Source organism: Pseudomonas sp. TE6283, from assembly GCF_054060555.1.
The window spans coordinates 17,123-41,583 of record NZ_JBSSDH010000024.1 but is presented as its reverse complement, the minus strand read 5'-3'; the positions used below and the strand labels follow the sequence as shown (position 1 = coordinate 41,583).

Here is a 24,461-nt window from a genome sequence, read left to right as displayed (position 1 = left end):
AAGGTCAGAAAAATCCTTCATGCGCCTCCTGGAGGATGCCGACAGCTCTTACGCAGGCCTTGTATGCTGGCACCTCCATGTCCTTCCAGAGCAAACGCTCCGTTTGGCCTGCGAACTGAGAAGTTAGTCCGTTTTGCGGCTTTCGCAAATTTTTCACAGCAAATAGCGACGGGTTTAGACGAGCTGGCAAGTAGTCGACTAATGTGGTTTTTATTAAGGTGTCGAGATAGACAGCATGGTTATGAGTGCTATAGGTTTAATGGCTTTATTTGATAAAAAACTTGTAACGATAATGTCGGCCAATAACAATACGTTGTTCACACGCGCCTGCGCACGAGGAGCCCCATGAGCGAACCGGGACAGAAACTGCGCTTGGGGGCGCTGATCGCGCTGGTGGTCGGCTCGATGATCGGCGGCGGGATCTTCTCGCTGCCGCAGAACATGGCCGCCCGCGCCGATGTCGGGGCGGTGCTGATCGGCTGGGGCATCACCGCCGTGGGGATGCTGGCGCTGGCGTTTGTCTTCCAGACCCTGGCCAACCGCAAGCCGGAGCTGGATTCCGGGGTCTATGCCTACGCCAAGGCCGGGTTCGGCGACTACATGGGGTTCTCCTCGGCCTGGGGATACTGGATCAGTGCCTGGCTGGGCAACGTCGGCTACTTCGTGCTGCTGTTCAGTACCCTTGGCTTCTATTTTCCGGTGTTTGGCGAAGGCAACACGCCAGTGGCCATCGGTAGTGCCTCGCTGTTGCTGTGGGCGGTGCATTTCCTGGTGCTGCGCGGCATCAAGGAAGCCGCCTTCATCAACCAGGTGACGACCGTGGCCAAGGTCGTGCCGTTGCTGATGTTCATCGTCATCGCCGCCTTCGCCTTTCGCGCCGACATCTTCACCCGCGACATCTGGGGCCTGAGCAATCCGCAGTTCGGCAGTGTGCTGGAGCAGGTGCGCAACATGATGCTGGTGACGGTGTTCGTGTTCATCGGCATCGAGGGGGCGAGTGTCTACTCGGGGCGGGCGCTGCATCGCTCGGATGTGGGCAAGGCCACCGTGGTCGGTTTTCTCGGCGTGCTGGCGCTGCTGGTACTGGTCAACGTGCTGTCGCTGGGGGTGATGACCCAGCCGGAGCTGGCCGGCTTGCAGAACCCTTCGCTGGCCTCGGTGCTGGAGCACATCGTCGGGCCCTGGGGGGCGCTGTTGATCAGCATCGGCCTGGCGGTGTCGCTGCTCGGTGCACTGCTCTCGTGGGCGCTGCTGTGCGCCGAGATCCTCTACGCCACCGCCCGGGACAAGACCATGCCGCGCTTCCTGGCGCGGGAGAATGCCAACCAGGTGCCGGCCAACGCCCTGTGGCTGACCAATGTGATGATCCAGGGCTTCCTGCTGATCACCCTGTTCTCGGCGGGGACCTACACCAGCCTGATCTACCTGGCGTCATCGATGATCCTGGTGCCGTACTTCTGGTCGGCGGCCTATGCCGTGCTGCTGGCCTGCCGCGGTGAAGGCTACCAGGGGCAAGCGGGGCTGCGGCGCAAGGACCTGCTGGTGGCGGTGATCGCGCTGTTGTACGCGGTCTGGCTGCTGTATGCCGGAGGGCTCAAGTACGTGTTGCTGTCGGCGCTGCTGTATGCGCCCGGGGTGATCCTGTTCGCCCGCGCCAAGCGCGAGCAGGGGCAGGTGCTGTTCAGCGCGTGGGAGAAACTGATCTTCGCGGCGGTACTGGCGGGGGCGGGGCTGGCGGCGTATGCCCTGTATTCGGGGGTGTTGAGCCTGTGATCAGGCCGGGCGCCGCTCTCATGGAACAAATCGTAATTTATTGATCTAGCTAGACCCTGTGGGAGCGGCCTTGCGTCGCGAAAGGGCGCTCCCACAGGGGACAGTTCCCTTGGGCGATCTCCTAAAGGGGATCCCACAGTCACCACTGGGCAGGCGCTGAGCCAAGCTCGCAGGCTCCACGCGCCCAGCTCATGGTGGCCTCACCCACCTTCAGCGGCGCCTTGATCCGCTGTGCTTCGCCCCAAGGTGTGTATTCGATGCGCGGATCGATGTCCAGCGCCGACTCTGCGGCCAGCGCCAGGTCCTCTTCCACGGTGCCTCGTTCGATCAGCAATGCCGCCGTGCGTGCCAGTGACAGCCTCGACCGGCATCCCTCGCCTCGCCCCAGCGCCCGTATCACTTCGGCCGCCATCAGGTATCCGGTGGCGTGATCCAGCGCCTGCACCGGGAGCGGTACGGGCCGATCCGTCTGGCGCCAACGCATGCCTTCGCGGGCGATGCCGGTGCTCATCTGCACCAGGCTGTCGAATCCGCGACGGTCTTGCCATGGTCCGCTCCAGCCATAGGCGTTCAGGCTCACATCGATCAGCCCGGGATTGAGCTGGCGACGCCGCTCGACACCCAGGCCAAGCCGTTCGAGGGCATCGGCGCGGTAACCGTGTACCAGCGCATCGGCCTCGGCCAGCAAGCGCTCGAGGCATTGACGGCCGGCAAGAGTGTGCAGGTCCAGGCGGGCGCAGCGCTTGCCCAGGGTAACCTCGGCGGCCACCGCGGGCTCTTCCCAGTCGGGTGGGTCTATCCGTAGCACGTCGGCACCAAAAGCGGCCAGCAGGCGGGTGGCGATGGGGCCGGCGAGGATGCGGGTGAGGTCGAGGACCTTGATGCCGGCCAACGGTCGATCTGCGCTGCCGCGCCAGGCCAGGGTGGTTGCGGTGAAAGCCTGGCGCAGGATCAGCGGTTCCTGGTTCACTGCCAAACCCTGCGGATGCGCGCACCATTCGGGCCAACTGCGCATCCGCGCCGCGCAACCACCGGCTTGCACCACCGCCGCTTCCAGTGCATCGGCGTCCCAGCGGGCGACCTTTTGGGCGACACTGGCGCGGTCGGCTTGGGCACCCAGTACCCGCAGGGCGGCGGTGTGGTGGTGCGCCGCGTTGGTGTGCAGGCGGATCCAGCCGTCGCGGGCCTGATAGTCGCCGGCGATGGCATCCCACAGCGGCGGTGGCTTCCAGCCGCCAGGCCGCAGGCTGGTGGCGAACCAGAAGGACGCCAGGCGGCGGTCGATGTGCACCAGGGGGCAGTGGCCCGACTGGCCCTGGAGCAGATCGGCCAGGGCCAGGCCGCAGGCGGCGAGGCTGGCGGCGGCCAGTTCGGTCACGGCGAATGTGGAGGGCAGGGCGCCAATGCCGTGCCAGCTTACGGCGGTGGGGGAGAGTTGTAGTGAATGGGCGATGGTGTCGAGCAATGGCTGCATGCCGGATCCTCCTTCGTGGATCCCATTGCAGTACATCCAGCGCCGCAGCGCAAATGAATCAACCTTGCAGTTCGACAGCGCCTGGTGGCGTCGGACGTTCCGGGCGTGACCAGATCCACAGGTTGCCCAGGGTCATGCCGGTGATGGCGAGGAACACCGGCCAGTGGTGTTCGAGGAAGGTCAGCATCAGGCCGGCGCACAGCAGCATGCTGATGGTCGCGCTGACCTTGGCGCGGCGCTGGATCACCTTGCCGTTGCGCCAGTTGTAGAGGATCGGACCGAACAGCCGGTGGTTCTCCAGCCAGGCGGACAGGCGCGGCGAGCTGCGGGTCGCGGCCCAGGCGGCGAGGAGGATGAACTCGGTGGTGGGCAGCCCTGGGATGACGATCGCCACGAGGCCGATGCCCAGGCTGACATAGGCCAGGATCGCGTAGAGCAGGCGGGACAGTTTCGAGCGGGCGATTCGGGTCATGGTCTCACTGCAACGGTGTGGCCGCCCGCAGGCGGCCGGGTAAAGCGTGTCAGGCCAGCGCGGCGTCGGCGGCGTAGGCATGCTTGAGCAGCTCGGTGAAGCGCTCGAAGGCAGCAACAGCGCCCCGTTCGGCGGCGGCGTCTTCCTCGGGCGACAGGTCCAGGCTGTCGAGGATGCGGGTGAACTGCTTCCAGCCTTCGGCACGGCCGCCCGCCGGTTCGCCCAGGTGACGGGCACCGAAGGTCTCGGACAGTTCCAAGGCTACGGCACGCTTGATCAGGAACGCGGCGCCCAGTTTGGAGCCTTCGGAGACGAAGATCCAGCCCAGTGCCTCGCCCAGGCTCGGCTTGCCCAGGGCGCCGGCGAAGGGTGCGGGCACTTCGGTCTCGAGGTCGGCCAGGTCCAGGCGCGCCTGTTCAGCGCGGCAGCGCGCGGCGAGGTCGGGCACGATGGCGATCAGTTGCGGGTCGGTGTACAGCGCCTGCAGCTCGGACTGGAACAGGTACTGGGCAACCACGAAGCGGGCGAAGCTTTCGCGGCTGTCGAACGGCTTGTGCGACTTGACCAGGGCGTCCAGCTCGGTGTGCGGGGCGTGGGTGACCTGGTTCAGGCGCTGGGAGCGCAGGGCAGCGCGTTCGGTGGAAGGGGCGGTCATGGGGGCATCCTTGGAAAATGGGGCGTCTAGTGACAAGACGAAACAGAAGACGCGGGACAGTAAAAAAACCTCACCTGCGAAGTGAAATCATTCTCATGACTTGAAACGGGCGGCACCTGCATCGCGGGCGCCGCCCTTTTCAGCCGATCAGATATCCCACACCAAGTTGATGGCGAAGTTGCGCCCCGGCATGGTCAGCCGATCAAGGTTGGCTGGCTGGGTCACGCCTGCTTCGCCAAGCGCGTCGTAGCCACGGACGTCATCCCACTGCCAATACTTTTTGTCGGTCAGGTTGTAGAGCCCTGCGTTTACGGTGATGTCGTCCGTCACCTTGTAGAAACCGGTCAGGTCCAGTACGCCATAGCCAGGGGTGCGGAACTGCTTGCTGGCACCATCGGGGGCGAAGAAGGTGGAATCGTCGACCCGGTCCTTGCGTTTTACCAGGGTCCAGCTAAGCAGGCCGCCATAGTTGGAGGTTTCGTAACCCAACCCGAGGACTGCGGTCAGCGGGTTGACACTGTTCAGCGGCTGGCCGTTATCGTCATTGCGACCATGGGCGTAGGCCAGCGAGCCCTGGGTGTACAGGCCCTGTGCTGCACCGAAGTGGTCGAGGTTCAAGCGCCCCTTGAACTCTGCGCCCTTGATAGTGGCGTGCTTGATGTTGTTGGCCTGGAAGGTCGAGCCAAGGTTTGCCGACTGTACTGCGTCCTCGTTGATGAAGTCGCGATACTTGTTGTAGAACACCGCCACGTCGAAGTTGCCGGCCTCGAAGCTGCCGCGCAGGCCCGTTTCGTAGCTCTTGCTCTTCTCTGGTTCGAGGTTTGGGTTCGGCTCGACGCTGTAGCCGAGCGTAGGGTTGTCAAAGCGGCCGTACATGGCCTTGGCGGTCGGTGTACGGAAGCCCTCGGCGTACTGACCGTACCAGGTGTAGTTGTCGTTGAATGCGTAAGTCACGCCAAATTTAGGCGAGACCCGATGCCATTTCTTGTCCGAGTCATCGATACTGCCCGGCGCGGCGCCAGTACCCTGGATACCGCGCAGGAACTCGGCAGTCATCTCTGGTTCCATGCGGGTGTAGTCATATCGCACGCCTGGCAGGAAGGTCCAGTTGTTCCAGCGGATCTCATCCTGAGCGAACAGGCTGTAGGTGTTCACGGTTGGATCCGGGAAATCGCTCACCAACGCCTGGCCGTCACTGGGGCTGTTCTGGCCGAAGGCGGTGCAGCTACCTCCGACGTTCAGGCAGGTGCCGGTGCCGCTTCGCGTGCCGGTGATCTTTTCGTGCTTGAGCGTTGTGCCGTAGGTCAGCAGGTGGTCAGTGGCGCCAATGCTGAACGCTTTGTCCAACTGGCCATCGAAGACCCACTGGCGATCCTTGTAAGTAGTCTGGCGATCGCGAAACACCTGGCGGCCACTGGCGAAGTACAGTTCGTCTGTGCGTTGATCGGTCTTGGCAATCTGGTAGTTCAAGCTCCATTTCGCGTGATCGGCAACCAGGCTGTCGAAGCCGAACTCGTGGTTGATGCCGAAGCGTTCTCGGGTGACGGTGTCGTTGCCCTGACGCATGCGGTACATGTTGGAGGCGCCGCGACCAGGAATGAATGGACCACCCACCGCGCTCAGGATGTTCTGGTCGCGGTCATCCTTGTAGTGCTCGTAGGTGAATCCCAACCGGGCATCGTCGGCATAGTCCCAGCCAAGCTTGGCCAGGACGTTGGTGGTGCGCACGTCCTCGGGGTTGGCCTCGCTACGGCCAAGACCGGTGCCGCCATGTTTGCCATATGATTCGGTTTCGTGGCCGTTGCGCTGGCTGACATGCAGCAGGCCGTCAAAGTCGCCTTGGCGGCCGGCGACAGTGGCCGAGGTCAACCAGCTCTCGTCGGCTGAGCTGTAGCCGGTCTTCAGGCGGGCGCCGACATCGTTACCGGGTTTGATGACGTCCTCGGGGTCGAGGGTGAAGTAACTTACCGCGCCGCCGATGGCATTGCTGCCGTACAGTACCGAGGCAGGACCGCGGAGGATCTCCACCCGCTTGACGATCTCCGGATCGACGTAGTTGCGTTGTGTCTGGGCATAGGGGCCGTAGAAGAAGCTGTCGGGGATCGACACACCGTCAACCTGGGTCAGGATACGTTCACCGTCGATGCCCCGGATGTTGTAGCCGTTCAGCCCGCTACGCTGGCCAACGCCGCCGACCGAGACGCCGGGCTCGTAGCGCACCAGTTGCTTGATGTCATTGACGTTCTGCCGATCCAGCTGCTCGCGGGTCTGCACGCTGACGGTGCTTGGCACCTGGCTGACATCCTGGGCGCTGCGGGTGGCGCTGACGGTCACCTGTTGCAGGGCGATGGCGTTGCCGGCCCACTGGCGTTCGAGCACCACGTTGCCGTTGCCGATCTTGCGATAGCCCAGGCCGGTGCCGCGCAGCAGGCGCTGCAGCGCCGCTTCCGGGGCCAGCGAGCCCTGCACGCCGGGCGAGGCCACACCGTCGGCCAGCTCGGCGCTGAAGCCGACCTGCCAGCCAGTCACCTTGCTGAACGCGTTGATGGCCTCGACCAGCGGCTGCTGGGCGATGGCGAAACGGTAGTCGCCCATGCGCGGGCTGCTGGCCTGGGCCGGTTCCACGGCCAGCGCCGGCAGGCTGCAGGCGCCGCTGGCGAGCAGGGCCAGGGTCAGCAGGGACAATTGCCCGCGACGGCGGGAAGAAGTGGACGGGCGGGTCTGACCTGTGGGCATCGAAAGCGCTCCCTGTCGCGCGTGAGTTATAGGCGGTGCTTGTTCTCGTTTTCGAACGAGAATCAATCGTATTGGCTATAACGAGACGGGCGAGCCAGGGTGATCGCGTAAAAAAACTTACAGGGTCAGTTGAGAATCACCACGGCAGGGTACTCGTGCAGTTGCGCCGAGGTGATATGGGCGAGGGCGCGCAGGGTTTCCAGCGGCTGGTCGAGGCGGTAGTTGCCGGTGACCGCGACCTGCTCCAGGTGGGCGTTGCGGTTGATGATCCAGCCAGGGTAGTAGCGTCGGACTTCCGCGAGCACCTGGCTCAGCGGGCAGTTCTCGAACACCAGGCGGCCCTCGATCCAGGCCAGGTCCTTACTCATGTCGGGACGCTGGCGCTGGCCGAAGCCCTTGGGGCCGACGCTGATGCTGTCGCCGGCGCTCAGGCGGATGCGCTGGTCGCTCGCGGCCTGCAGGTCGACATCACCGCGCTGTACCCGCACCTGGGCCTCGCCATCGAGGTAGCGCACGGCGAAGTCGGTGTCGCGCACGCTGGCGCGCAACGGGCCGGCCTGGACTTCCAGGGGCGGCTGGCTGGTATTGGATACCTGGAAGTACGCCTCGCCCTGCAGCAGGCGGGCGACCTTGCGGCCCTCGCGCTCGTCGCTGGCGAAGGCCGAGTTGGTGTTGAGCAGCACCTTGGCGCCCGGGTCCAGCTCCAGGCGCTGGCGTTCGCCGACCACGGTCAGGTGGTCGGCCTGCAGGCGCACCGGCAGGTTGCCGAAGGTGAACAGCCCGACCAGCAGCACGGCGGCGGTGGCCAGCGGTTTCCAGTGGCTGCGCAGGCGCCCGGCGAGCGAGCGCTTGCGCCTGTGCTGCAACTGGCCGGCGGCCTGGCGCAGCGAGGCGCCGTTCCACAGCGCTTCGGCCTCGACATAGGCCTCGGCGTTTTCCGGCTCGGCCCCCAGCCAGTGCTCGAAGGCGCGGGTGTCGTCCTCGCTGGCGCACTGCAGGCGGATCAACCAGTCGAGCGCCTCCTCGCGGGCACGGGCGCGGGCATCAGGCTCGGCAGGTGACGGGCGAGGGGGGCGGTGGTCGGTCACGGAGGATCCTTGCATCGGGCATTTTTTGCGCATGATCAGTGCAGACCTTGCCCATGGCAAGGGCTTTGCGCAGGCCAGTGGCGAGCGGTCGCATCACTGGTGACGATTGGCCACGCCCATGCAGATGGCCATGATCAGTTTCAGCTCTTTCTGCACCGTACTGGCCGAGACCTTCAGTTGGTCGGCGATTTCCAGGTAGCTGGCGCCGTGCAGGCGGCTGAGGATGAAGATGCGCTGCTGGCGTTCGCTGAGCTGGCCGAGGCTGACGCTCAGGTGCTTGAGCAGTTGCTCGGCGTGGGCGGCGTCCTCGCTGCTGGTCGAGGGGGCGGCGACATTGTGCAGGACCTGCTCGGGCACATCGTCCACCAGCGTGCGCGCCTGCACCCGACGTGCGCGCAGGTGGTCCAGGGCCAGGTTGCGGGCGGTCTGGAAAACGAAGGGTTCGAGGTGCTCGATCGGCCGCTCGCCCAGGGCGCGGGTGACTCGCAGGTAGGTTTCCTGCAGCAGGTCCTCGGCGGTGCTGGGGTTGCCCACCATGCGTTGCAAGGTGCGCAGCAGGGAGAGGCGCTGGCTGAGGAACACGGAGTTGAACCGGGACTGACTCACGGGGAAACCTGGTCGTTTTCGGGTGAATGATAATGCTTATCATCCATGCTCCAGGTCAAGCGTGGAAATGTCACGAACAGGTAAATATTGCGGCTAACGCGGTCTCTTTAGGAGACCACCCAGCCCTGCGGGCTACGCTGTCGCGTAGGGAACTACCCCCCTGTGGGAGCGGCCTTGCGTTGCGAAAGGGCTGCGCAGCAGCCCCGGCAATTTCGAAGATGGCTCAGAATCTGGGGCCGCTACGCGCCCCTTTCGCAACGCAAGGCCGCTCCCACAGGGATACAGCTCTCTGCGCGACCACCTACAAGGGATCGTGCAAGACTTCACCTGGCGTTGAACAACGCCAGGCAGTTGTCCAGCATGCGGTTGGAGAAGCCCCATTCGTTGTCGTACCACGCCAGCACCTTGAGCATGCGCCCATTGGCGCGGGTGTGGTTGGCGTCGAAGATCGACGACAGCGGGTTGTGGTTGAAGTCGCACGACACCAGCGGCAGGGCGTTGTAGCCCAGCACCCGCGAGTGGCGGCTGGCCTCGAGGAACAGTTGGTTGACTTCGTCGGCGCTGGCCTCGCGCTTGAGGTTGACGGTGAGGTCGACCAGCGACACGTTGATCACCGGTACCCGCACGGCCATGCCGGTGAGCTTGCCGGCCAGTTCCGGCAGTACCAGGCCGACGGCCTCGGCGGCGCCGGTCTTGCTCGGGATCATCGACTGGGTGGCCGAACGGGCGCGGTACGGGTCGCTGTGGTAGACGTCGGTGAGCACCTGGTCATTGGTGTAGGCGTGGATGGTGGTCATCAGGCCTTGCTCGATGCCGAACTCGCGGTGCAGCACCTGGGCGATCGGTGCCAGGCAGTTGGTGGTGCACGAGGCGTTGGAGATGATCTGGTGCGAGGCGCGCAGCACGTCGTGGTTGACCCCGTACACCACGGTGGCGTCGGCGCCCTTGGCCGGCGCGCTGACGATCACCTTGGCGGCGCCGGCCGTCAGGTGCGCGGCGGCCTTGGCGCGTTCGGTAAACAGCCCGGTGCACTCGAACACCACATCGATGGCCAGGGTCTTCCAGGGCAGTTCGGCAGGGTTGCGGATGGCGCTGACGGCGATGCGGTCGCCATTGACGGTGAGGCTTTCGTGGTCGGCCTCGACGCTGGCGTCGAAAATGCCGTGGACGCTGTCGTACTTGAGCAGGTGGGCGTTCATCGCGCTGTCGCCCAGGTCGTTGATGGCGACGACCTGCAGGTCCTGGCGGTAGCCCTGCGTGTACAGTGCGCGCAGGACGTTGCGTCCGATGCGGCCGAATCCGTTGATGGCGATGCGTAGGGTCATGGCGTTACCTCTGGCAGTCGGGTGAAGCCTGTGGCACAAAGAGCAGCTTCACTGAAACGGTTTTGTTGTTGGAATTACAAGATTATTCACCGAGAGATAGAAAACAAGCCTTTTTGCTGGCAGTATTTTGTTTAAACATACAACGAGTGGTCGGGTCAGCCCCATTTCGAACGGTCCAGGCACCTGTTTCTAGAGCCTAGGTCGCAATCGTTTGGAGGGGAAATGGCCAGTGGAGGCCGCCCCACAGTTAGCCTGGAGTCCAGTACATGCATCCGCGCATCCTTGAGGTCACCGAACGGCTGATCGCCCGCAGCCGCCGTACCCGTGAACGCTACCTTGAGCTGATCCGTGGGGCGGCCAGTGACGGACCCATGCGCGCCAGCCTGCAGTGCGCCAACTTCGCCCATGGCGTGGCCGGTTGTGGCGGCGAGGACAAGCAGACCCTGCGCCTGATGAACGCCGCCAACGTGGCCATCGTCTCTGCCTACAACGACATGCTTTCGGCGCACCAGCCGTACCAGCACTTCCCCGAACAGATCAAGCAGGCCCTGCGCGAAGTCGGCTCGGTCGGCCAGTTCGCCGGCGGTGTGCCGGCCATGTGCGATGGCGTGACCCAGGGCGAGCCGGGCATGGAGCTGGCCATCGCCAGCCGCGAAGTGATCGCCATGTCCACCGCCATCGCCCTGTCGCACAACATGTTCGACGCCGCCCTGATGCTGGGCATCTGCGACAAGATCGTTCCCGGCCTGATGATGGGCGCGTTGCGCTTCGGTCATCTGCCGACCATCTTCGTGCCGGGTGGGCCGATGGTTTCGGGCATCTCCAACAAGGAAAAGGCCGATGTGCGCCAGCGCTACGCCGAGGGCAAGGCCACCCGCGAGCAACTGCTCGAATCGGAAATGAAGAGTTACCACGGTCCGGGCACCTGCACGTTCTACGGCACTGCCAACACAAACCAGCTGGTGATGGAGGTGATGGGGCTGCACCTGCCGGGCGCCTCGTTCGTCAACCCGTATACGCCGCTGCGCGACGCCCTCACCGCCGAGGCCGCGCGCCAGGTCACGCGCATGACCAAGGCCAGCGGCAATTTCATGCCCATCGGCGAGATCGTCGACGAAAAGGCGCTGGTCAACTCGATCGTTGCCCTGCACGCCACCGGCGGCTCGACCAACCACACCCTGCACATCCCGGCCATCGCCCAGGCCGCCGGCATCCAGCTGACCTGGCAGGACATGGCCGACCTGTCCGAGGTGGTGCCGACGCTGTCCCACGTCTATCCGAACGGCAAGGCCGACATCAACCACTTCCAGGCCTCCGGCGGCATGGCGTTCCTCATTCGCGAGCTGCTCGACGCGGGCCTGCTGCACGAGGACGTCAACACCGTGGCCGGGCATGGCCTGCGCCGCTATACCCAGGAACCGTTCCTCGAAGATGGCCAACTGGTCTGGCGCGAAGGGCCGAAGGACAGCCTCGACGAAAGCATCCTGCGCCCGGTGGCGCGGCCGTTCTCCGCCGAGGGCGGCCTGCGGGTCATGGAGGGCAACCTGGGGCGCGGCGTGATGAAGGTGTCGGCGGTGGCGCCGGAGCATCGCGTGGTCGAGGCGCCCGCCCGGGTGTTCCACGACCAGCAAGCGCTGGCCGATGCGTTCAAGGCCGGCGAACTGGAGCGCGATTTCGTCGCCGTGGTGCGCTTCCAGGGCCCGCGCTGCAACGGCATGCCCGAGCTGCACAAGCTGACACCCTTCCTCGGCGTGCTGCAGGATCGCGGCTTCAAGGTGGCCCTGGTTACCGACGGGCGCATGTCCGGCGCCTCGGGCAAGATTCCGGCGGCCATTCACGTGTGCCCGGAAGCCTTCGATGGCGGCCCGCTGGCGCGGGTGCGCGATGGTGATATCGTGCGTGTCGATGGTGCCGAAGGCACGCTGCGGATCATGGTCTCGGCCGAGGAGCTGGCCAGCCGTGAACTGCCCGAGCCGCCCACGGGCAACGACCTGGGCTGCGGGCGCGAGCTGTTCGGCTTCATGCGCGTGGCGTTCAGTTCGGCCGAACAGGGCGCGAGCGCCTTCACCTCGGCCCTGGAGAATCTCAAATGAAGGCCTTGCTGGTCGGCGACATCGGCGGCACCAACGCACGTTTCGCCTTGTGGCGCGACCATGAGCTGCAGGCGGTCCAGGTGCTGGCCACCGCCGACTACACCAGCCCCGAGCAGGCCATCGAGGCCTACCTCGCCGACCAGGGCATCGCCCGTGGCGGCCTGGCGGCGGTGTGCCTGGCAGTGGCCGGCCCCGTGGACGGCGACGAATTCCGCTTCACCAACAACCACTGGCGCCTGAGCCGCAGCGCGTTCTGCCAGACGCTGCAGGTCGAGCGCCTGTTGCTGATCAACGATTTTTCCGCCATGGCCCTGGGCATGACGCGCCTGCGCGACGGTGAGTTCCGCGAGGTCTGCGCAGGCCTCGCCGACCCGTCGCGCCCGGCGCTGGTGATCGGCCCCGGCACCGGCCTCGGTGTGGGCAGCCTGCTGCGCCTGGGCGAGCACTGGCTGGCGCTGCCGGGGGAGGGCGGGCATGTCGACCTGCCGGTGGGCAACGCCCGCGAGGCGGCGATCCACCAGGAGATTCACCGGCAGATCGGCCATGTCAGCGCCGAGACGGTGCTCAGTGGCGGTGGGCTGGTGCGCTTGTACCAGGCGATCTGTGTGCTCGACGGCGTCACGCCGACGCACAAGACTCCGGCGCAGATTACCGACGCGGCCCTGGCCAGCGAGCCCCGGGCGCTGGCGGTGATCGAGCAGTTCTGCCGATTCCTCGGGCGGGTGGCGGGCAACAACGTGCTCACCCTGGGCGCCCGGGGTGGGGTCTACATTGTCGGAGGCGTGATCCCACGTTTCGCCGAGTTGTTCCTGCGCAGCGGATTCGCCGCGAGTTTCGCCGACAAGGGCTGCATGAGTGGTTATTTCGCCGGGGTGCCGGTATGGCTGGTGACGGCGGAGTTTTCCGGATTGCTGGGGGCCGGGGTGGCCTTGCAGCAGGCCTTGGACCATTGATCGCTGGGGCCGCGAAGCGGCCCCCTACAGCAGGCATGAAGACCTGCGTTTACAAGAGGACTGACCATTGTGACCACTGCCGGCAAATCGATCCTGATGGTCGATGACGACCAGGACATCCGCGAACTGTTGCAGACCTACCTCGCCCGCTGCGGCCTGCAGGTCCATGCCGAACCCGATGGCCAGGGCTTTCGCCGCGCCCTGGACACCAACCCTTACGACCTGGTGATCCTCGACGTAATGCTGCCCGACGAGGATGGCTTCAGCCTGTGCCGCTGGGTCCGCCAGCACCCACGCCAGGCGCGGGTGCCGATCATCATGCTCACCGCCAGCTCCGACGAAGCCGACCGGGTCATCGGCCTGGAGCTGGGTGCCGACGACTACCTCGGCAAGCCCTTCAGCCCGCGTGAACTGCAGGCCCGCATCAAGGCCTTGCTGCGTCGCGCCGATTTCGGCCAGGCGGCGCCGGCCAGCGCGGTACTGGCTTTCGACGACTGGCGCCTGGACACGGTCAGCCATCGCCTGTTCCACCGCGATGGCGAAGAGGTGATCCTCTCTGGCGCCGACTTCGCCCTGCTCAAGCTGTTCCTCGACCACCCGCAGCAGATCCTCGACCGCGACACCATCGGCAACGCCACCCGCGGGCGCGAGCCGATGCCGCTGGACCGTATCGTCGACATGGCGGTCAGCCGCCTGCGCCAGCGCCTGCGCGACACGGAAAAACCCCCTCGGCTGATCCGCACCGTGCGCGGCAGCGGTTACCTGCTGGCAACCAATGTCTGCCCGGCCTAGCGAGCGCCGCTGGCGCCTGCTGCCGCGTTCCTTGCTGGGGCGCATGCTGCTGCTGACCTTGCTGGTGGTGTTGCTGGCCCAGGGGCTGTCGAGCCTGATCTGGGTGGCGCAACTGCGGGCCAGCCAGCTGCAGGGCCTGCGTGCCAGCGCCAGCAGCCTGGCTCACTCGATGAGCGCCAGCGTCAGTTACTTCCGTTCGCTGCCGGTGGCCTACCGGCCAATGGTCCTCGACCAGTTGCGCAGCATGGGCGGAACGCGCTTCTTCGTCTCGCTCAACGTCAAGCCGCTGGAGATGCCGGTGCTGCCGATCACCCCGCGCAAGCAAGCGGTGATCGATGTGTTCCAGCAGGTGTTGCACGAGCGCCTGGGCCAGCAGCTGGAGATATCCGTCGAATTCGTCAGCCCCGACGACCTGCGGATCTTCAACAGCGGCCTTAAGCTCGATGAGCTGCCTCGCTCCTGGGCGCACTACTCGTTGACCCTCGAACCGCTCAACCCGCCGGTGCTGGTGACCCAGATCCGCCTGGGCGAGGGCGAGTGGCTGTACATCGCCTCGCTGCTGCCCGAGCCTTACACCAGCCTCGAAGCCGAGCGCCTGCCGCGTCAGCAGATCGGCTTCATTGCCATGACCACTGCCTTGCTGTTGCTGTTCATCGGCCTGTTGGTGCACTGGCAGAGCCGGCCGCTCAAGCGCCTGGCGCGGGCGGCGCGGGAAATGTCGCTGGGCGCCGACGTGGCCCCGGTGGCCGAGGGCGGCGGCAGCGAAGTGGTCGAGGTGGGGCGGGCGTTCAACAGCATGCGCGAGCGGATCAGTCGCTATCTCACCGAGCGCGCCCAACTGTTCAGCGCCATCTCTCATGACTTGCGCACACCGATCACGCGCCTGCGGCTGCGGGTCGAGCTGCTCGAGGACGAGAAGCTGCAAGCGAAGTTCAGCCGCGACCTCGACGAGCTGGAGCTGCTGGTCAAGGGGGCGCTGCAATGCGTCAAGGACACCGACATTCACGAGAACATCGAGCCGATTGACCTCAACCAGGTGCTGGAGATGCTCGCCGAGCCTTACCTCGGCGACGGGCGCATCACCCTCGAGGGGCAGGCGCTGGCGCCGTACCTCGGCAAGTCACTGGCCCTGCGCCGCTGCATCGGCAACCTGATCGATAACGCCATAAAGTACGGCGAGCGGGCGCACCTGCGGATTCTCGACGGTGCCGAGAGCTTTGTCCTGCAGGTGGACGACCAGGGGCCGGGGGTGCCGGAGCAGCGCCTGGAGCAGGTGTTCGAGCCGCATTTCCGGCTGGCCGGGCAGCAGCAAGGCTATGGGCTGGGGCTGGGGATCGCGCGCAACATCGCCCACAGCCATGGCGGCGAGGTGAGCCTGTTCAATCTGCGTGAGGGCGGGTTGCGGGTGACCTTGTACCTGCCGCGTACAACCGATTGACACGCTCCTACAGGGGCCTGATGTCACTAAATGGTGACAATCGGGCCGGCCTTCGTGACATGTCAGCCAGGACGGCTGACTAGAATCGGCTGAAAACAACAAGGAAGACCGCGCCCATGGCCAACCGCTGGATCGACTCCCCGACACACCATGCCTGGCTCGACGCCGAGGCCCTGCGCCTGCTCGCCTTCGCCAGGGCTTCGCGCCTGCCCCAGGGGTTCGGCAACCTCGACGACGAAGGCCGCCTGCCCCGTTGCGCCCTGGCCGAGACCATGAACACCGCGCGCATGACCCATAGCTTCGCCCTGGCGCATATCCAGGGCGTTCCGGGTTGCCGCGAGCTGGTCGAGCATGGCGTCGAGGCCCTGCTGGGCCCGCTGCGCGATCAGGAGCACGACGGCTGGTACGCCCAGCCCGAAGGCCACGGCGACACTGGCAAGGCCGCCTACCTGCATGCCTTCGTCGCCCTTGCCGCCAGCTCGGCGGTGGTAGCGGGTGTCACGCAGGCCCAGGCACTGCTCGATGCCGTGGTCCGGGTCATCGAGCAGCGCTTCTGGTGCGAGGAGGAGGGCGCCTTGCGCGAGTCGTTCTCCCGCGACTGGGGGCAAGCGGAGGCTTACCGTGGCGCCAACAGCAACATGCACGGCGTCGAGGCGTTTCTCGCCCTGGCCGATGTGACCGGCGACACGCTGTGGCTGCGCCGCGCCCTGCGGATCGTCGAACGCTTGATCCTGGCCCAGGCCGCCGCCGATGGTTTGCGGGTCACCGAGCATTTCGACGCGCTCTGGCAGGCGTTACCCGACTACAACCGTGACAACCCCGCCGACGGCTTCCGTCCCTACGGCACCACGCCCGGCCATGCCTTCGAATGGGCCCGTCTGGTGCTGCACCTGGAAGCGGCCCTGCAGCGGGCGCAATTGCCGGCGCCCGCTGCTTTGCTGCCCGCCGCCAGGGGCCTGTTCGACAGTGCCTGCCGCCATGCCTGGCAGGCTGATGGCGCCCCGGGGCTGGTCTATACACTGGACTGGCGCAACCGACCGGTGGTGCGCGAACGCCTGCACTGGGTGCATGCCGAGGCCAGCGCCGCCGCCGCGGCCCTGTCGCGGCGTACCGGCGAGGCGCAATATGAACATTGGTATCGCTGCTTCTGGGACTTCATCGCCAGCCACTTCATCGACCGCGGCCACGGCAGTTGGCACCACGAGCTCGACCCGGCGCTGTTGCCCAGTGCGCGGATCTGGGGCGGCAAGCCCGATCTCTACCACGCCTACCAGGCCCTGCTGCTGCCGCGCCTGCCGCTGGCGCCGAGCCTGGCCACGGCCCTGGCTTTGTAACCAAACGATGACATTCGCGCATCCGTTCGTTACCTGGCGGCGGGCGCGGGCTCCCTACACTCCATGCCATGCAAGCGACAGTCTTGCCTCGCATAACAACAAGAAAGGTATTCCCATGCATTCGACGCTTCGTCTCGCCGCCGCGATCTCCTTCGCCTCCCTGTTTTCCCTCAGTGCCCAGGCCGCCGATTCCAAAGGCAGTGTGGAAGTCGTCCATTGGTGGACCTCCGGCGGTGAAAAGGCCGCGGTCGATGTGCTCAAGGCCCAGGTCGAGAAGGACGGTTTCACCTGGAAGGACGGCGCCGTGGCCGGGGGCGGTGGCTCTACCGCCATGACCGTGCTCAAGAGTCGCGCGGTGGCCGGTAACCCCCCTGGAGTGGCGCAGATCAAAGGCCCGGATATCCAGGAGTGGGCATCCACCGGCCTGCTCGACACCGATGTGCTCAAGGACGTTGCCAAGGAAGAGAAGTGGGATAGCCTGCTCGACAAGAAAGTCGCCGATACCGTGAAGTACGACGGCGACTACGTGGCCGTGCCGGTGAACATCCACCGTATCAACTGGCTGTGGATCAATCCGGAAGTGTTCAAGAAGGCCGGTATCGACAAGGTCCCGACCACCCTCGATGAATTCTACGCCGCTGCCGACAAGCTCAAGGCCGCCGGTTTCATCCCACTGGCCCACGGTGGCCAGCCGTGGCAGGACAGCACCGTGTTCGAGAATGTGGTGCTCTCGGTGATGGGCGTCGAGGGTTACAAGAAGGCCCTTGTCGAACTGGACAAGGATGCCCTGAGCGGTCCCGAGATGGTCAAGGCGCTCACCGAGCTCAAGAAGGTCGCCACCTACATGGACCCTGACGGCAAAGGCCAGGACTGGAACCTTGAAGCGGCCAAGGTCATCAATGGCAAGGCCGGCATGCAGATCATGGGCGACTGGGCCAAGAGCGAATGGACCCTGGCCAAGAAGACCGCCGGCAAGGACTACCAGTGCGTGGCCTTCCCCGGCACCGACCAGGCCTTCCTCTACAACATCGACTCGCTGGTGGTGTTCAAGCAGAAGGACAAGGGTACCGCGGCGGGCCAGCAGGACATCGCCCGCAAGGTGCTGGGCGAGGACTTCCAGAAAGTGTTCAGCACCAACAAGGGTTCAATCCCGGTGCGTAACGACATGCTTGCCGACATGGGCAAGCACGGCTTCGACAGCTGCGCCCAGACCGCGGCCAAGGACTTCCTGGCCGACGCCAAGTCCGGCGGCCTGCAACCGAGCATGGCGCACAACATGGCCACCACGCTGGCGGTGCAGGGGGCGTTCTTCGATGTGGTGACCAACTACATCAACGATCCTAAGGCCGATCCGGCCGATGCGGCGAAGAAGCTGGCCGCGGCCGTCAACGCCGCCAAGTAAGGATCTGACGGCCCTATCGCCGGCAAGGCGGCTCCCACAGGTACAGCGATCAGCCTGAGCGTTCCTGTAGCTGTGGGTGCTGGCTTGCCAGCGATGAGGCCCGTGCAGGCAATCTCGCATCGGGACCCCATATCATGACCACAGCAACCGCCCGCCTGCGGGCCTCTCCCCTGGACGCGCTGCAGCGCTGGCTACCGAAGCTGGTGCTGGCGCCGAGCATGTTCATCGTCCTGGTGGGTTTCTACGGCTACATCCTGTGGACCTTCGTCCTCTCGTTCACCACCTCGACCTTCCTGCCAACTTACAAGTGGGCGGGCCTGGCGCAGTACGCCCGGCTGTTCGACAACGACCGCTGGTGGGTGGCGAGCAAGAACCTGCTGCTGTTCGGTGGACTGTTCATCGGCATCACCCTGGCCATCGGCGTGTTCCTTGCCGTGCTGCTCGACCAGCGCATCCGCCGCGAAGGTTTCATCCGCACCATCTATCTGTACCCCATGGCGCTGTCGATGATCGTCACCGGTACCGCCTGGAAATGGCTGCTCAACCCCGGCATGGGCCTGGACAAGCTGCTACGCGACTGGGGCTGGGAAGGCTTTCGCCTGGACTGGCTGATCGACCCCGACCGCGTGGTCTATTGCCTGGTGATTGCCGCCGTGTGGCAGGCCTCGGGCTTCATCATGGCGATGTTCCTCGCCGGCCTGCGCGGCGTCGACCCGTCGATCATCCGCGCCGCCCAGCTCGACGGCGCCAGCCTGCCGCGCATCTACTGGACCGTGGTGCTGCCCAGCCTGCGCCCGGTGTTCTTCAGCTCGCTGATGATCCTTTCGCACATCGCGATCAAGAGCTTCGACCTGGTGGCTGCGATGACTGCTGGTGGCCCGGGCTACTCCTCGGACCTGCCGGCCATGTTCATGTACTCGTTCACCTTCAGCCGTGGGCAGATGGGCATGGGCTCGGCCAGCGCGATCCTGATGCTCGGCGCGATCCTGGCGATCCTGGTGCCGTACCTGTATTCCGAATTGCGGGGCAAACGCCATGACTAGCCTGACCGACAAACCCGCACTGAACCTCAGCCGCATCGCCATCCATGCCGTGCTGCTGCTGGCCGTGCTGCTATACTTGGTGCCGCTGGTGGTGATGTTGCTGACCAGCTTCAAGACCCCCGAGGACATCGGCAGCGGCAACCTGCTGAGCTGGCCCACCGCGTTCACCGCCATCGGCTGGAGCAAGGCCTGGGCCACGGTCAGCGGCTACTTCGTCAACTCGATCCTGATCACCGTGCCGGCGGTATTGATTTCCACGGCCATCGGCGCGCTCAACGGCTACGTACTGTCGATGTGGCGCTTTCGTGGCTCGCAGCTGTTCTTCGGCCTGTTGCTGTTCGGCTGCTTCCTGCCGTTCCAGACCGTGCTGCTGCCGGCCTCGTTCACCCTCGGCAAGCTGGGCCTGGCCAGCACCACCAGCGGGCTGGTGCTGGTGCACGTGGTGTACGGCCTGGCCTTCACCACGCTGTTCTTCCGCAACTACTACGTGAGCATCCCCGAGGCGCTGGTCAAGGCCGCGCGCCTGGACGGCGCCGGGTTCTTCACCATCTTCGGGCGGATCATCCTGCCGATGTCGACGCCGATCATCATGGTCTGCCTGATCTGGCAGTTCACCCAGATCTGGAACGACTTCCTGTTCGGCGTGGTGTTCTCCAGCGGCGACTCGCAACCGATCACCGTGGCCCTCAACAACCTGGTCAACACCAGTACCGGGGCCAAGGAATACAACGTCGACATGGCCGCGGCGATGATCGCCGGGCTGCCGACGCTGCTGGTCTACGTGGTCGCGGGCAAGTATTTCGTGCGCGGGCTGACCGCCGGCGCGGTCAAGGGGTAAGTCATGGCAACACTCGAACTTCGCAATGTGCACAAGACCTACGGCGTGGGCCTGCCGGACACGCTCAAGGACATCCAGCTGGCGATCAAGGACGGCGAGTTCCTGATCCTGGTCGGCCCCTCGGGCTGCGGCAAGTCGACGCTGATGAACTGCATCGCCGGCCTTGAGAGCATCAGTGGCGGGGCGATCCTCATCGACGACGAGGACGTCAGCGGCATGAGCCCCAAGGACCGCGACATCGCCATGGTGTTCCAGTCCTACGCGCTGTACCCGACCATGAACGTGCGCGACAACATCGCCTTCGGCCTGAAGATCCGCAAGATGCCCCAGGCCGCCATCGACGAAGAGGTGGCGCGGGTCGCCAAGCTGCTGCAGATCGAGCACCTGCTCGAGCGCAAGCCCGGGCAGCTGTCCGGTGGCCAGCAACAGCGCGTGGCCATGGGCCGGGCGCTGGCGCGGCGGCCGAAGATCTACCTGTTCGACGAGCCGCTGTCGAACCTCGACGCCAAGCTGCGGGTGGAGATGCGCACCGAGATCAAGCTGATGCACCAGCGCCTGAAGACCACCACGGTGTACGTCACCCACGACCAGATCGAGGCGATGACGCTCGGTGACAAGGTGGCGGTGATGAAGGACGGCATCATCCAGCAGTTCGGCACGCCGCAGCAGATCTACAACGACCCGGCCAACCTGTTCGTCGCCAGCTTCATCGGCTCGCCGCCGATGAACTTCATCCCGGTGCGCCTGACGAAGCAGGACGGCCGCGTGCTGGCATTGCTCGACAGCGGCCAGGCGCGCTGCGAGCTGCCGCTGGGCGTGGTGGCGGACGAGCTGGAAGGCCGCGAGATCATCCTCGGCGTGCGCCCGGAGCAGATCGCCCTGGGGGCGGAGCAGGGCAATGGCCTGCCGGGTATCCGCGCCGAAGTGCAGGTCACCGAGCCCACCGGCCCGGACCTGCTGGTGTTCGTCACCCTCAACCAGACCAAGGTCTGCTGCCGCCTGGCGCCGGATGTGGCATGCCGGGTCGGCGACAGCCTCAACCTGCAGTTCGACCCGGCGCGGGTGCTGCTGTTCGACGCCGGCAGCGGCGAACGCCTGGACCTTGCCGCCACCGCAGTAAAGGACAACGTGACGCGTTTCAAAGGCCGTTAAGGACGGCGCTACCACAGGAAAGATCAGGCCGTTGATTCGTTCTGTTAATAACAAGAAAAGAGGACGCAAAGGGATGGAACATCGCAATCGCATCAGGACACTGGGCTCGCTGGCACTGCTGGCCGTGGTCGGCAGCAGCGGGGCCCAGGCCGCCGAGGCTTTCTCGTCGGAATCGAAATGGATGAGCGGCGACTGGGGCGGCACCCGCACCGAGTTGCTGGAGAAGGGCTACGACTTCACCCTCGACTACGTCGGCGAGGTGGCCGGCAACCTGCACGGCGGCTACAACGACGACAAGACCGCGCGCTACAGCGACCAGTTCGCCCTGGGCGCGCACCTGGACCTGGAGAAGATCTTCGGCTGGAAGGACACCGAGTTCAAGCTGGCGATCACCGAGCGTAGCGGCCGCAACCTGTCCAACGACCGCATCAGCGACCCGCGCGCCGGGCAGTTCAGCTCGGTGCAGGAAGTCTGGGGCCGGGGCCAGACCTGGCGGCTGACCCAGATGTGGATCAAGCAGAAGTACTTCGACGGCGCGCTGGACGTGAAATTCGGCCGCTTCGGCGAGGGCGAGGACTTCAACAGCTTCCCCTGCGACTTCCAGAACCTGGCCTTCTGCGGCTCGCAGGTGGGCAACTGGGTCGGCGGCATCTGGTACAACTGGCCGGTCAGCCAATGGGCGCTGCGGGTCAAGTACAACATCACCCCGGAATTCTTCGTCCAGGTCGGCGCCTACGAGCAGAACCCGTCGAACCTGGAGACCGGCAACGGCTTCAAGCTCAGCGGCAGTGGCACCAAGGGCGCGATCCTGCCGGTGGAGGCGGTGTGGTCGCCGAAGGTCAACGGCTTGCCGGGCGAATACCGCCTGGGCTACTACTACAGCACCGCCAAGGCCGACGACGTGTACGACGACATCAACGGCAACCCGCAGGCGCTGACCGGCGCGGCGTTCAAGTCGCACTCCAGCAAGCACGGCTGGTGGGTGGTGGCGCAGCAGCAGGTCACCGCCCATGCCGGCGACGTCAATCGCGGCCTGAGCCTGTTCGCCAACTTCACCGTGCACGACAAGGCCACCAACGTGGTCGACAACTACCAGCAGGTCGGCCTGGTCTACAAAGGTGCCTTCGACGCCCGACCCAAGGACGACATCGGCTTCGGCATCGCCCGCATCCATGTCAATGACGACGTGAAGAAGCGCGCCGAACTGCTCAATGCCCAGAACGGTATCAACGACTACGACAATCCGGGCTTCGTGCCGCTGCAGCGCACCGAGTACAACGCCGAACTCTACTACGGCTTCCATGTCACCAACTGGCTGACCGTACGGCCGAACCTGCAGTACATCAAGAGCCCGGGCGGAGTGGACGAAGTGGATAACGCGCTGGTCGCGGGATTGAAGATTCAGTCGTCATTCTGAGAAAAATTGTTGTAAATTTACGCCATCCATCTCGACCTCCCGCTAACCACTGGCCAGCAGTGGTTAGCGGGCACGGGTCGAGACAGCGCTATCTCAAACAACAAAAGAGCTCGGAACCATGCCTGAACATCCGCTACATCGCTTCTTCACCTCGCAACGGCCCAGGCCGACCTTCGAGTGGGAGCGTTACCAGCAGCGCGATGTGCTGATCATCGACCACCCAAGCTGCCAAGCGGTGTTCAGCCGACAGGGCGCGCAACTGCTGCATTTCCAGCCGGCCGGCGAGAAGCCCTGGCTGTGGTGCGCCGAGCAGTGGCCGCAGGTGGGCGCCATCCGCGGTGGCGTGCCGGTGTGCTGGCCGTGGTATGGCCGTCATCCCAGCGAGGACCTGTGGCCGGCCCACGGCTGGGCGCGCCTGCTGGATTGGAAGTTGGTGGACAGCCTTGAGGACGGGCAGGGCGTGACCCTCAAGTGGCGCCTGGACCTGTGCGACTGGCAGGTCGACCTGCACGCCCGGCTTGGCGCGAGCATGGAACTGAGGCTGAGCACCGAGCACCAGGACAGCGAGCCGTGTCAGCTGAGCCATGCGCTGCTGGCCTACTGGCGAATCAGCGACGTGTCGAAGATAGCGCTGTCCGGGCTCGAGGACATCCAAGGCTACGATCGCCTCAATCGCCAGGCCTGCCGCGAGGACGGCGCGCTGACCCTCAAGGGCGGTTGCCAGAAGGTCTATCCCGGCACGCCCAAGGTGCAGTTGCAGGATCCGGACTGGCAGCGCGAGCTGTGCATCGACACCGGCGACAGCGATGACACCGTGGTCTGGCACCCGGGCAATCGCCCGTTGATGGGCGTGACCGGGCGCGAATGCCAGGGCTTCGTCTGCGTCGAGGCGGCCAGCGGCAGTGGCGAGGGCCTGAGCCTGGCGCCGGGGGAGCGGGCGCACCTGCGGCTGCAGGCGCACCGGCTCAGTTGAGGTCGTCGTCCTCGATCGGGTAGCGACTGGCGTTGAGGCTTTCCTTGATCTTGCGCAGGTGCGGCTGGAAGTCCACGCCGCGGCGCAGGGTCATGCCGGTGGCGAGCACGTCGAGCACGGTGAGCTGGATGATCCGCGAGGTCATCGGCATGTAGATGTCGGTGTCTTCCGGCAGCGGGATGTGCAGGCTCAGGCTGCAGGCCTGGGCCAGGGGCGAGCCGGCGGCGGTCAGGCCGAGCACCGAGGCGCCGTTTTCCCGGGCCAGGCGCGCCACCTCGACCAGTTCGCGGGTGCGCCCGGTGTAGGAGATGATCACGAACAGGTCGCCGGTGTGGGCAACCGAGGCCAGCATGCGCTGCATCAGCACATCGGCATGGGCCGACACGGCGAGGTTGAAGCGGAAGAACTTGTGCTGGGCGTCGAGGGCCACCGGGGCCGAGGCGCCGAGGCCGAAGAAGTGGATCTGCCGGGCCTGGATCATCATGTCCACGGCGCGGCTGACCTGTTGTGGGTCGAGCGCCTGGCAGGCGCTGTCCAGCGAGGCGATGGCGCTGCCGAAGATCTTCTGGGTGTAGGCGGCCGGATCGTCATCGGCCTCCACCGCGCGGCTGACGTACGCGGCGCCGCTGGCCAGGCTCTGTGCCAACTGCAGCTTGAGCTCGGGGTAGCCGCTGACACCGAACGAACGGCAGAAGCGGTTGACCGTCGGTTCGCTGACCTTGGCCGCCTGGGCCAGGGCGGCGATGCTGAAGCGGGTGGCCTGTTGCGGGTTGAGCAGGATGACTTCGGCGACTTTGCGTTCGGCCTTGTTCAGCTCGTCGAGGCGGCCCTGGATCTGTTCCAGGAGGTTGCGCACGCGGTCCATGGTGTGTCCTTGGGTCGGGAAGCTGGCTTTTT

20 protein-coding genes are annotated in these 24,461 nt (G+C 65.4%); 12 read left to right on the top strand and 8 right to left on the bottom strand.

What is annotated here, in order from left to right; all coding sequences use genetic code 11:
- Positions 1 to 345: 345 nt before the first annotated feature.
- A complete protein-coding gene (gene arcD / locus ACVWZ5_RS23110) occupies positions 346 to 1,773 on the top strand; it encodes an arginine-ornithine antiporter (protein ID WP_084943439.1) in 1,428 nt (475 codons plus the stop codon).
- Between the two features lie 139 nt (positions 1,774 to 1,912).
- On the opposite strand, the gene ACVWZ5_RS23105 is transcribed toward arcD, so the two are convergent.
- The 7 genes from ACVWZ5_RS23105 to gap form a co-directional block, all read right to left on the bottom strand.
- A complete protein-coding gene (locus ACVWZ5_RS23105) occupies positions 1,913 to 3,247 on the bottom strand; it encodes a CoA transferase (protein WP_457340889.1) in 1,335 nt (444 codons plus the stop codon).
- A gap of 58 nt (positions 3,248 to 3,305) precedes the next feature.
- Positions 3,306 to 3,719 (bottom strand): YbaN family protein, encoded by a 414-nt coding sequence (locus ACVWZ5_RS23100; protein ID WP_062575031.1) that lies wholly within the window; start codon positions 3,717 to 3,719, stop codon positions 3,306 to 3,308.
- Between the two features lie 49 nt (positions 3,720 to 3,768).
- The gene (locus tag ACVWZ5_RS23095; RefSeq protein WP_062575030.1) at positions 3,769 to 4,374 is read right to left on the bottom strand and encodes a biliverdin-producing heme oxygenase; all 606 of its coding nucleotides are present in this window, start codon (positions 4,372 to 4,374) and stop codon (positions 3,769 to 3,771) included.
- 147 nt (positions 4,375 to 4,521) lie between these two features.
- Positions 4,522 to 7,110, bottom strand: coding sequence for a TonB-dependent receptor (locus ACVWZ5_RS23090; RefSeq protein WP_186599421.1), 2,589 nt, complete (start codon positions 7,108 to 7,110; stop codon positions 4,522 to 4,524).
- Positions 7,111 to 7,235: 125 nt separating this feature from the next.
- On the bottom strand, positions 7,236 to 8,198 hold the full coding sequence (locus ACVWZ5_RS23085) for a FecR family protein (RefSeq protein ID WP_062575028.1): 963 nt from the start codon (positions 8,196 to 8,198) through the stop codon (positions 7,236 to 7,238).
- Between the two features lie 93 nt (positions 8,199 to 8,291).
- The gene (locus tag ACVWZ5_RS23080) at positions 8,292 to 8,804 is read right to left on the bottom strand and encodes an RNA polymerase sigma factor (protein WP_457340888.1); all 513 of its coding nucleotides are present in this window, start codon (positions 8,802 to 8,804) and stop codon (positions 8,292 to 8,294) included.
- A 323-nt stretch (positions 8,805 to 9,127) separates the two neighbouring features.
- Positions 9,128 to 10,129 (bottom strand): type I glyceraldehyde-3-phosphate dehydrogenase, encoded by a 1,002-nt coding sequence (gap, locus tag ACVWZ5_RS23075; RefSeq protein ID WP_062575027.1) that lies wholly within the window; start codon positions 10,127 to 10,129, stop codon positions 9,128 to 9,130.
- A gap of 266 nt (positions 10,130 to 10,395) precedes the next feature.
- On the opposite strand from gap, the gene edd reads away from it, so the two are divergent.
- From edd to ACVWZ5_RS23020, 11 genes are all read left to right on the top strand, one after another.
- A complete protein-coding gene (edd, locus tag ACVWZ5_RS23070; RefSeq protein WP_028691974.1) occupies positions 10,396 to 12,222 on the top strand; it encodes a phosphogluconate dehydratase in 1,827 nt (608 codons plus the stop codon).
- Positions 12,219 to 13,175: a glucokinase gene (locus ACVWZ5_RS23065; protein WP_186599422.1), complete on the top strand. Its 957-nt coding sequence runs from the start codon at positions 12,219 to 12,221 to the stop codon at positions 13,173 to 13,175. The genes edd and ACVWZ5_RS23065 overlap by 4 nt, the downstream gene beginning before the upstream one ends.
- Positions 13,176 to 13,271: 96 nt before the next feature.
- Positions 13,272 to 13,967, top strand: a complete 696-nt coding sequence (locus ACVWZ5_RS23060; RefSeq protein ID WP_189660178.1) for a response regulator — start codon at positions 13,272 to 13,274, stop codon at positions 13,965 to 13,967.
- A complete protein-coding gene (locus ACVWZ5_RS23055; protein WP_280070734.1) occupies positions 13,951 to 15,405 on the top strand; it encodes an ATP-binding protein in 1,455 nt (484 codons plus the stop codon). The genes ACVWZ5_RS23060 and ACVWZ5_RS23055 overlap by 17 nt, the downstream gene beginning before the upstream one ends.
- Before the next feature lie 116 nt (positions 15,406 to 15,521).
- On the top strand, positions 15,522 to 16,739 hold the full coding sequence (locus ACVWZ5_RS23050) for a D-mannose isomerase (RefSeq protein ID WP_457340887.1): 1,218 nt from the start codon (positions 15,522 to 15,524) through the stop codon (positions 16,737 to 16,739).
- Between the two features lie 115 nt (positions 16,740 to 16,854).
- On the top strand, positions 16,855 to 18,141 hold the full coding sequence (locus ACVWZ5_RS23045; RefSeq protein WP_062575022.1) for an ABC transporter substrate-binding protein: 1,287 nt from the start codon (positions 16,855 to 16,857) through the stop codon (positions 18,139 to 18,141).
- A 134-nt stretch (positions 18,142 to 18,275) separates the two neighbouring features.
- Entirely contained in the window at positions 18,276 to 19,184 is a 909-nt protein-coding gene (locus tag ACVWZ5_RS23040) for a carbohydrate ABC transporter permease (RefSeq protein WP_028691968.1), read from the top strand.
- Positions 19,177 to 20,022: a carbohydrate ABC transporter permease gene (locus ACVWZ5_RS23035; protein ID WP_084943463.1), complete on the top strand. Its 846-nt coding sequence runs from the start codon at positions 19,177 to 19,179 to the stop codon at positions 20,020 to 20,022. Before ACVWZ5_RS23040 ends, ACVWZ5_RS23035 begins: the two co-directional genes overlap by 8 nt.
- Before the next feature lie 3 nt (positions 20,023 to 20,025).
- Positions 20,026 to 21,174 (top strand): ABC transporter ATP-binding protein, encoded by a 1,149-nt coding sequence (locus tag ACVWZ5_RS23030; RefSeq protein ID WP_062575020.1) that lies wholly within the window; start codon positions 20,026 to 20,028, stop codon positions 21,172 to 21,174.
- A 73-nt stretch (positions 21,175 to 21,247) separates the two neighbouring features.
- Positions 21,248 to 22,591, top strand: coding sequence for a carbohydrate porin (locus ACVWZ5_RS23025; RefSeq protein ID WP_096049439.1), 1,344 nt, complete (start codon positions 21,248 to 21,250; stop codon positions 22,589 to 22,591).
- Between the two features lie 118 nt (positions 22,592 to 22,709).
- Complete coding sequence (locus tag ACVWZ5_RS23020; RefSeq protein WP_336196993.1) at positions 22,710 to 23,564, top strand: D-hexose-6-phosphate mutarotase; 855 nt, start codon at positions 22,710 to 22,712, stop codon at positions 23,562 to 23,564.
- Here the strand turns inward: ACVWZ5_RS23020 and hexR are convergent.
- Positions 23,557 to 24,420: a DNA-binding transcriptional regulator HexR gene (hexR, locus tag ACVWZ5_RS23015; RefSeq protein WP_172402443.1), complete on the bottom strand. Its 864-nt coding sequence runs from the start codon at positions 24,418 to 24,420 to the stop codon at positions 23,557 to 23,559. The genes ACVWZ5_RS23020 and hexR overlap by 8 nt on opposite strands.
- Between the last annotated feature and the right edge of the window lie 41 nt (positions 24,421 to 24,461).

Excerpts from the sequence above, each read along its gene's own strand:
- arcD (WP_084943439.1), top strand. The coding sequence starts at position 346 with ATGAGCGAACCGGGACAGAAACTGCGCTTGGGGGCGCTGATCGCGCTG.
- ACVWZ5_RS23105 (WP_457340889.1), bottom strand. The coding sequence starts at position 3,247 with ATGCAGCCATTGCTCGACACCATCGCCCATTCACTACAACTCTCCCCC.
- ACVWZ5_RS23100 (WP_062575031.1), bottom strand. The coding sequence starts at position 3,719 with ATGACCCGAATCGCCCGCTCGAAACTGTCCCGCCTGCTCTACGCGATC.
- ACVWZ5_RS23095 (WP_062575030.1), bottom strand. The coding sequence starts at position 4,374 with ATGACCGCCCCTTCCACCGAACGCGCTGCCCTGCGCTCCCAGCGCCTG.
- ACVWZ5_RS23090 (WP_186599421.1), bottom strand. The coding sequence starts at position 7,110 with ATGCCCACAGGTCAGACCCGCCCGTCCACTTCTTCCCGCCGTCGCGGG.
- gap (WP_062575027.1), bottom strand. The coding sequence starts at position 10,129 with ATGACCCTACGCATCGCCATCAACGGATTCGGCCGCATCGGACGCAAC.
- edd (WP_028691974.1), top strand. The coding sequence starts at position 10,396 with ATGCATCCGCGCATCCTTGAGGTCACCGAACGGCTGATCGCCCGCAGC.
- ACVWZ5_RS23065 (WP_186599422.1), top strand. The coding sequence starts at position 12,219 with ATGAAGGCCTTGCTGGTCGGCGACATCGGCGGCACCAACGCACGTTTC.
- ACVWZ5_RS23060 (WP_189660178.1), top strand. The coding sequence starts at position 13,272 with ATGGTCGATGACGACCAGGACATCCGCGAACTGTTGCAGACCTACCTC.
- ACVWZ5_RS23055 (WP_280070734.1), top strand. The coding sequence starts at position 13,951 with ATGTCTGCCCGGCCTAGCGAGCGCCGCTGGCGCCTGCTGCCGCGTTCC.
- ACVWZ5_RS23050 (WP_457340887.1), top strand. The coding sequence starts at position 15,522 with ATGGCCAACCGCTGGATCGACTCCCCGACACACCATGCCTGGCTCGAC.
- ACVWZ5_RS23045 (WP_062575022.1), top strand. The coding sequence starts at position 16,855 with ATGCATTCGACGCTTCGTCTCGCCGCCGCGATCTCCTTCGCCTCCCTG.
- ACVWZ5_RS23040 (WP_028691968.1), top strand. The coding sequence starts at position 18,276 with ATGACCACAGCAACCGCCCGCCTGCGGGCCTCTCCCCTGGACGCGCTG.
- ACVWZ5_RS23035 (WP_084943463.1), top strand. The coding sequence starts at position 19,177 with ATGACTAGCCTGACCGACAAACCCGCACTGAACCTCAGCCGCATCGCC.
- ACVWZ5_RS23030 (WP_062575020.1), top strand. The coding sequence starts at position 20,026 with ATGGCAACACTCGAACTTCGCAATGTGCACAAGACCTACGGCGTGGGC.
- ACVWZ5_RS23025 (WP_096049439.1), top strand. The coding sequence starts at position 21,248 with ATGGAACATCGCAATCGCATCAGGACACTGGGCTCGCTGGCACTGCTG.
- ACVWZ5_RS23020 (WP_336196993.1), top strand. The coding sequence starts at position 22,710 with ATGCCTGAACATCCGCTACATCGCTTCTTCACCTCGCAACGGCCCAGG.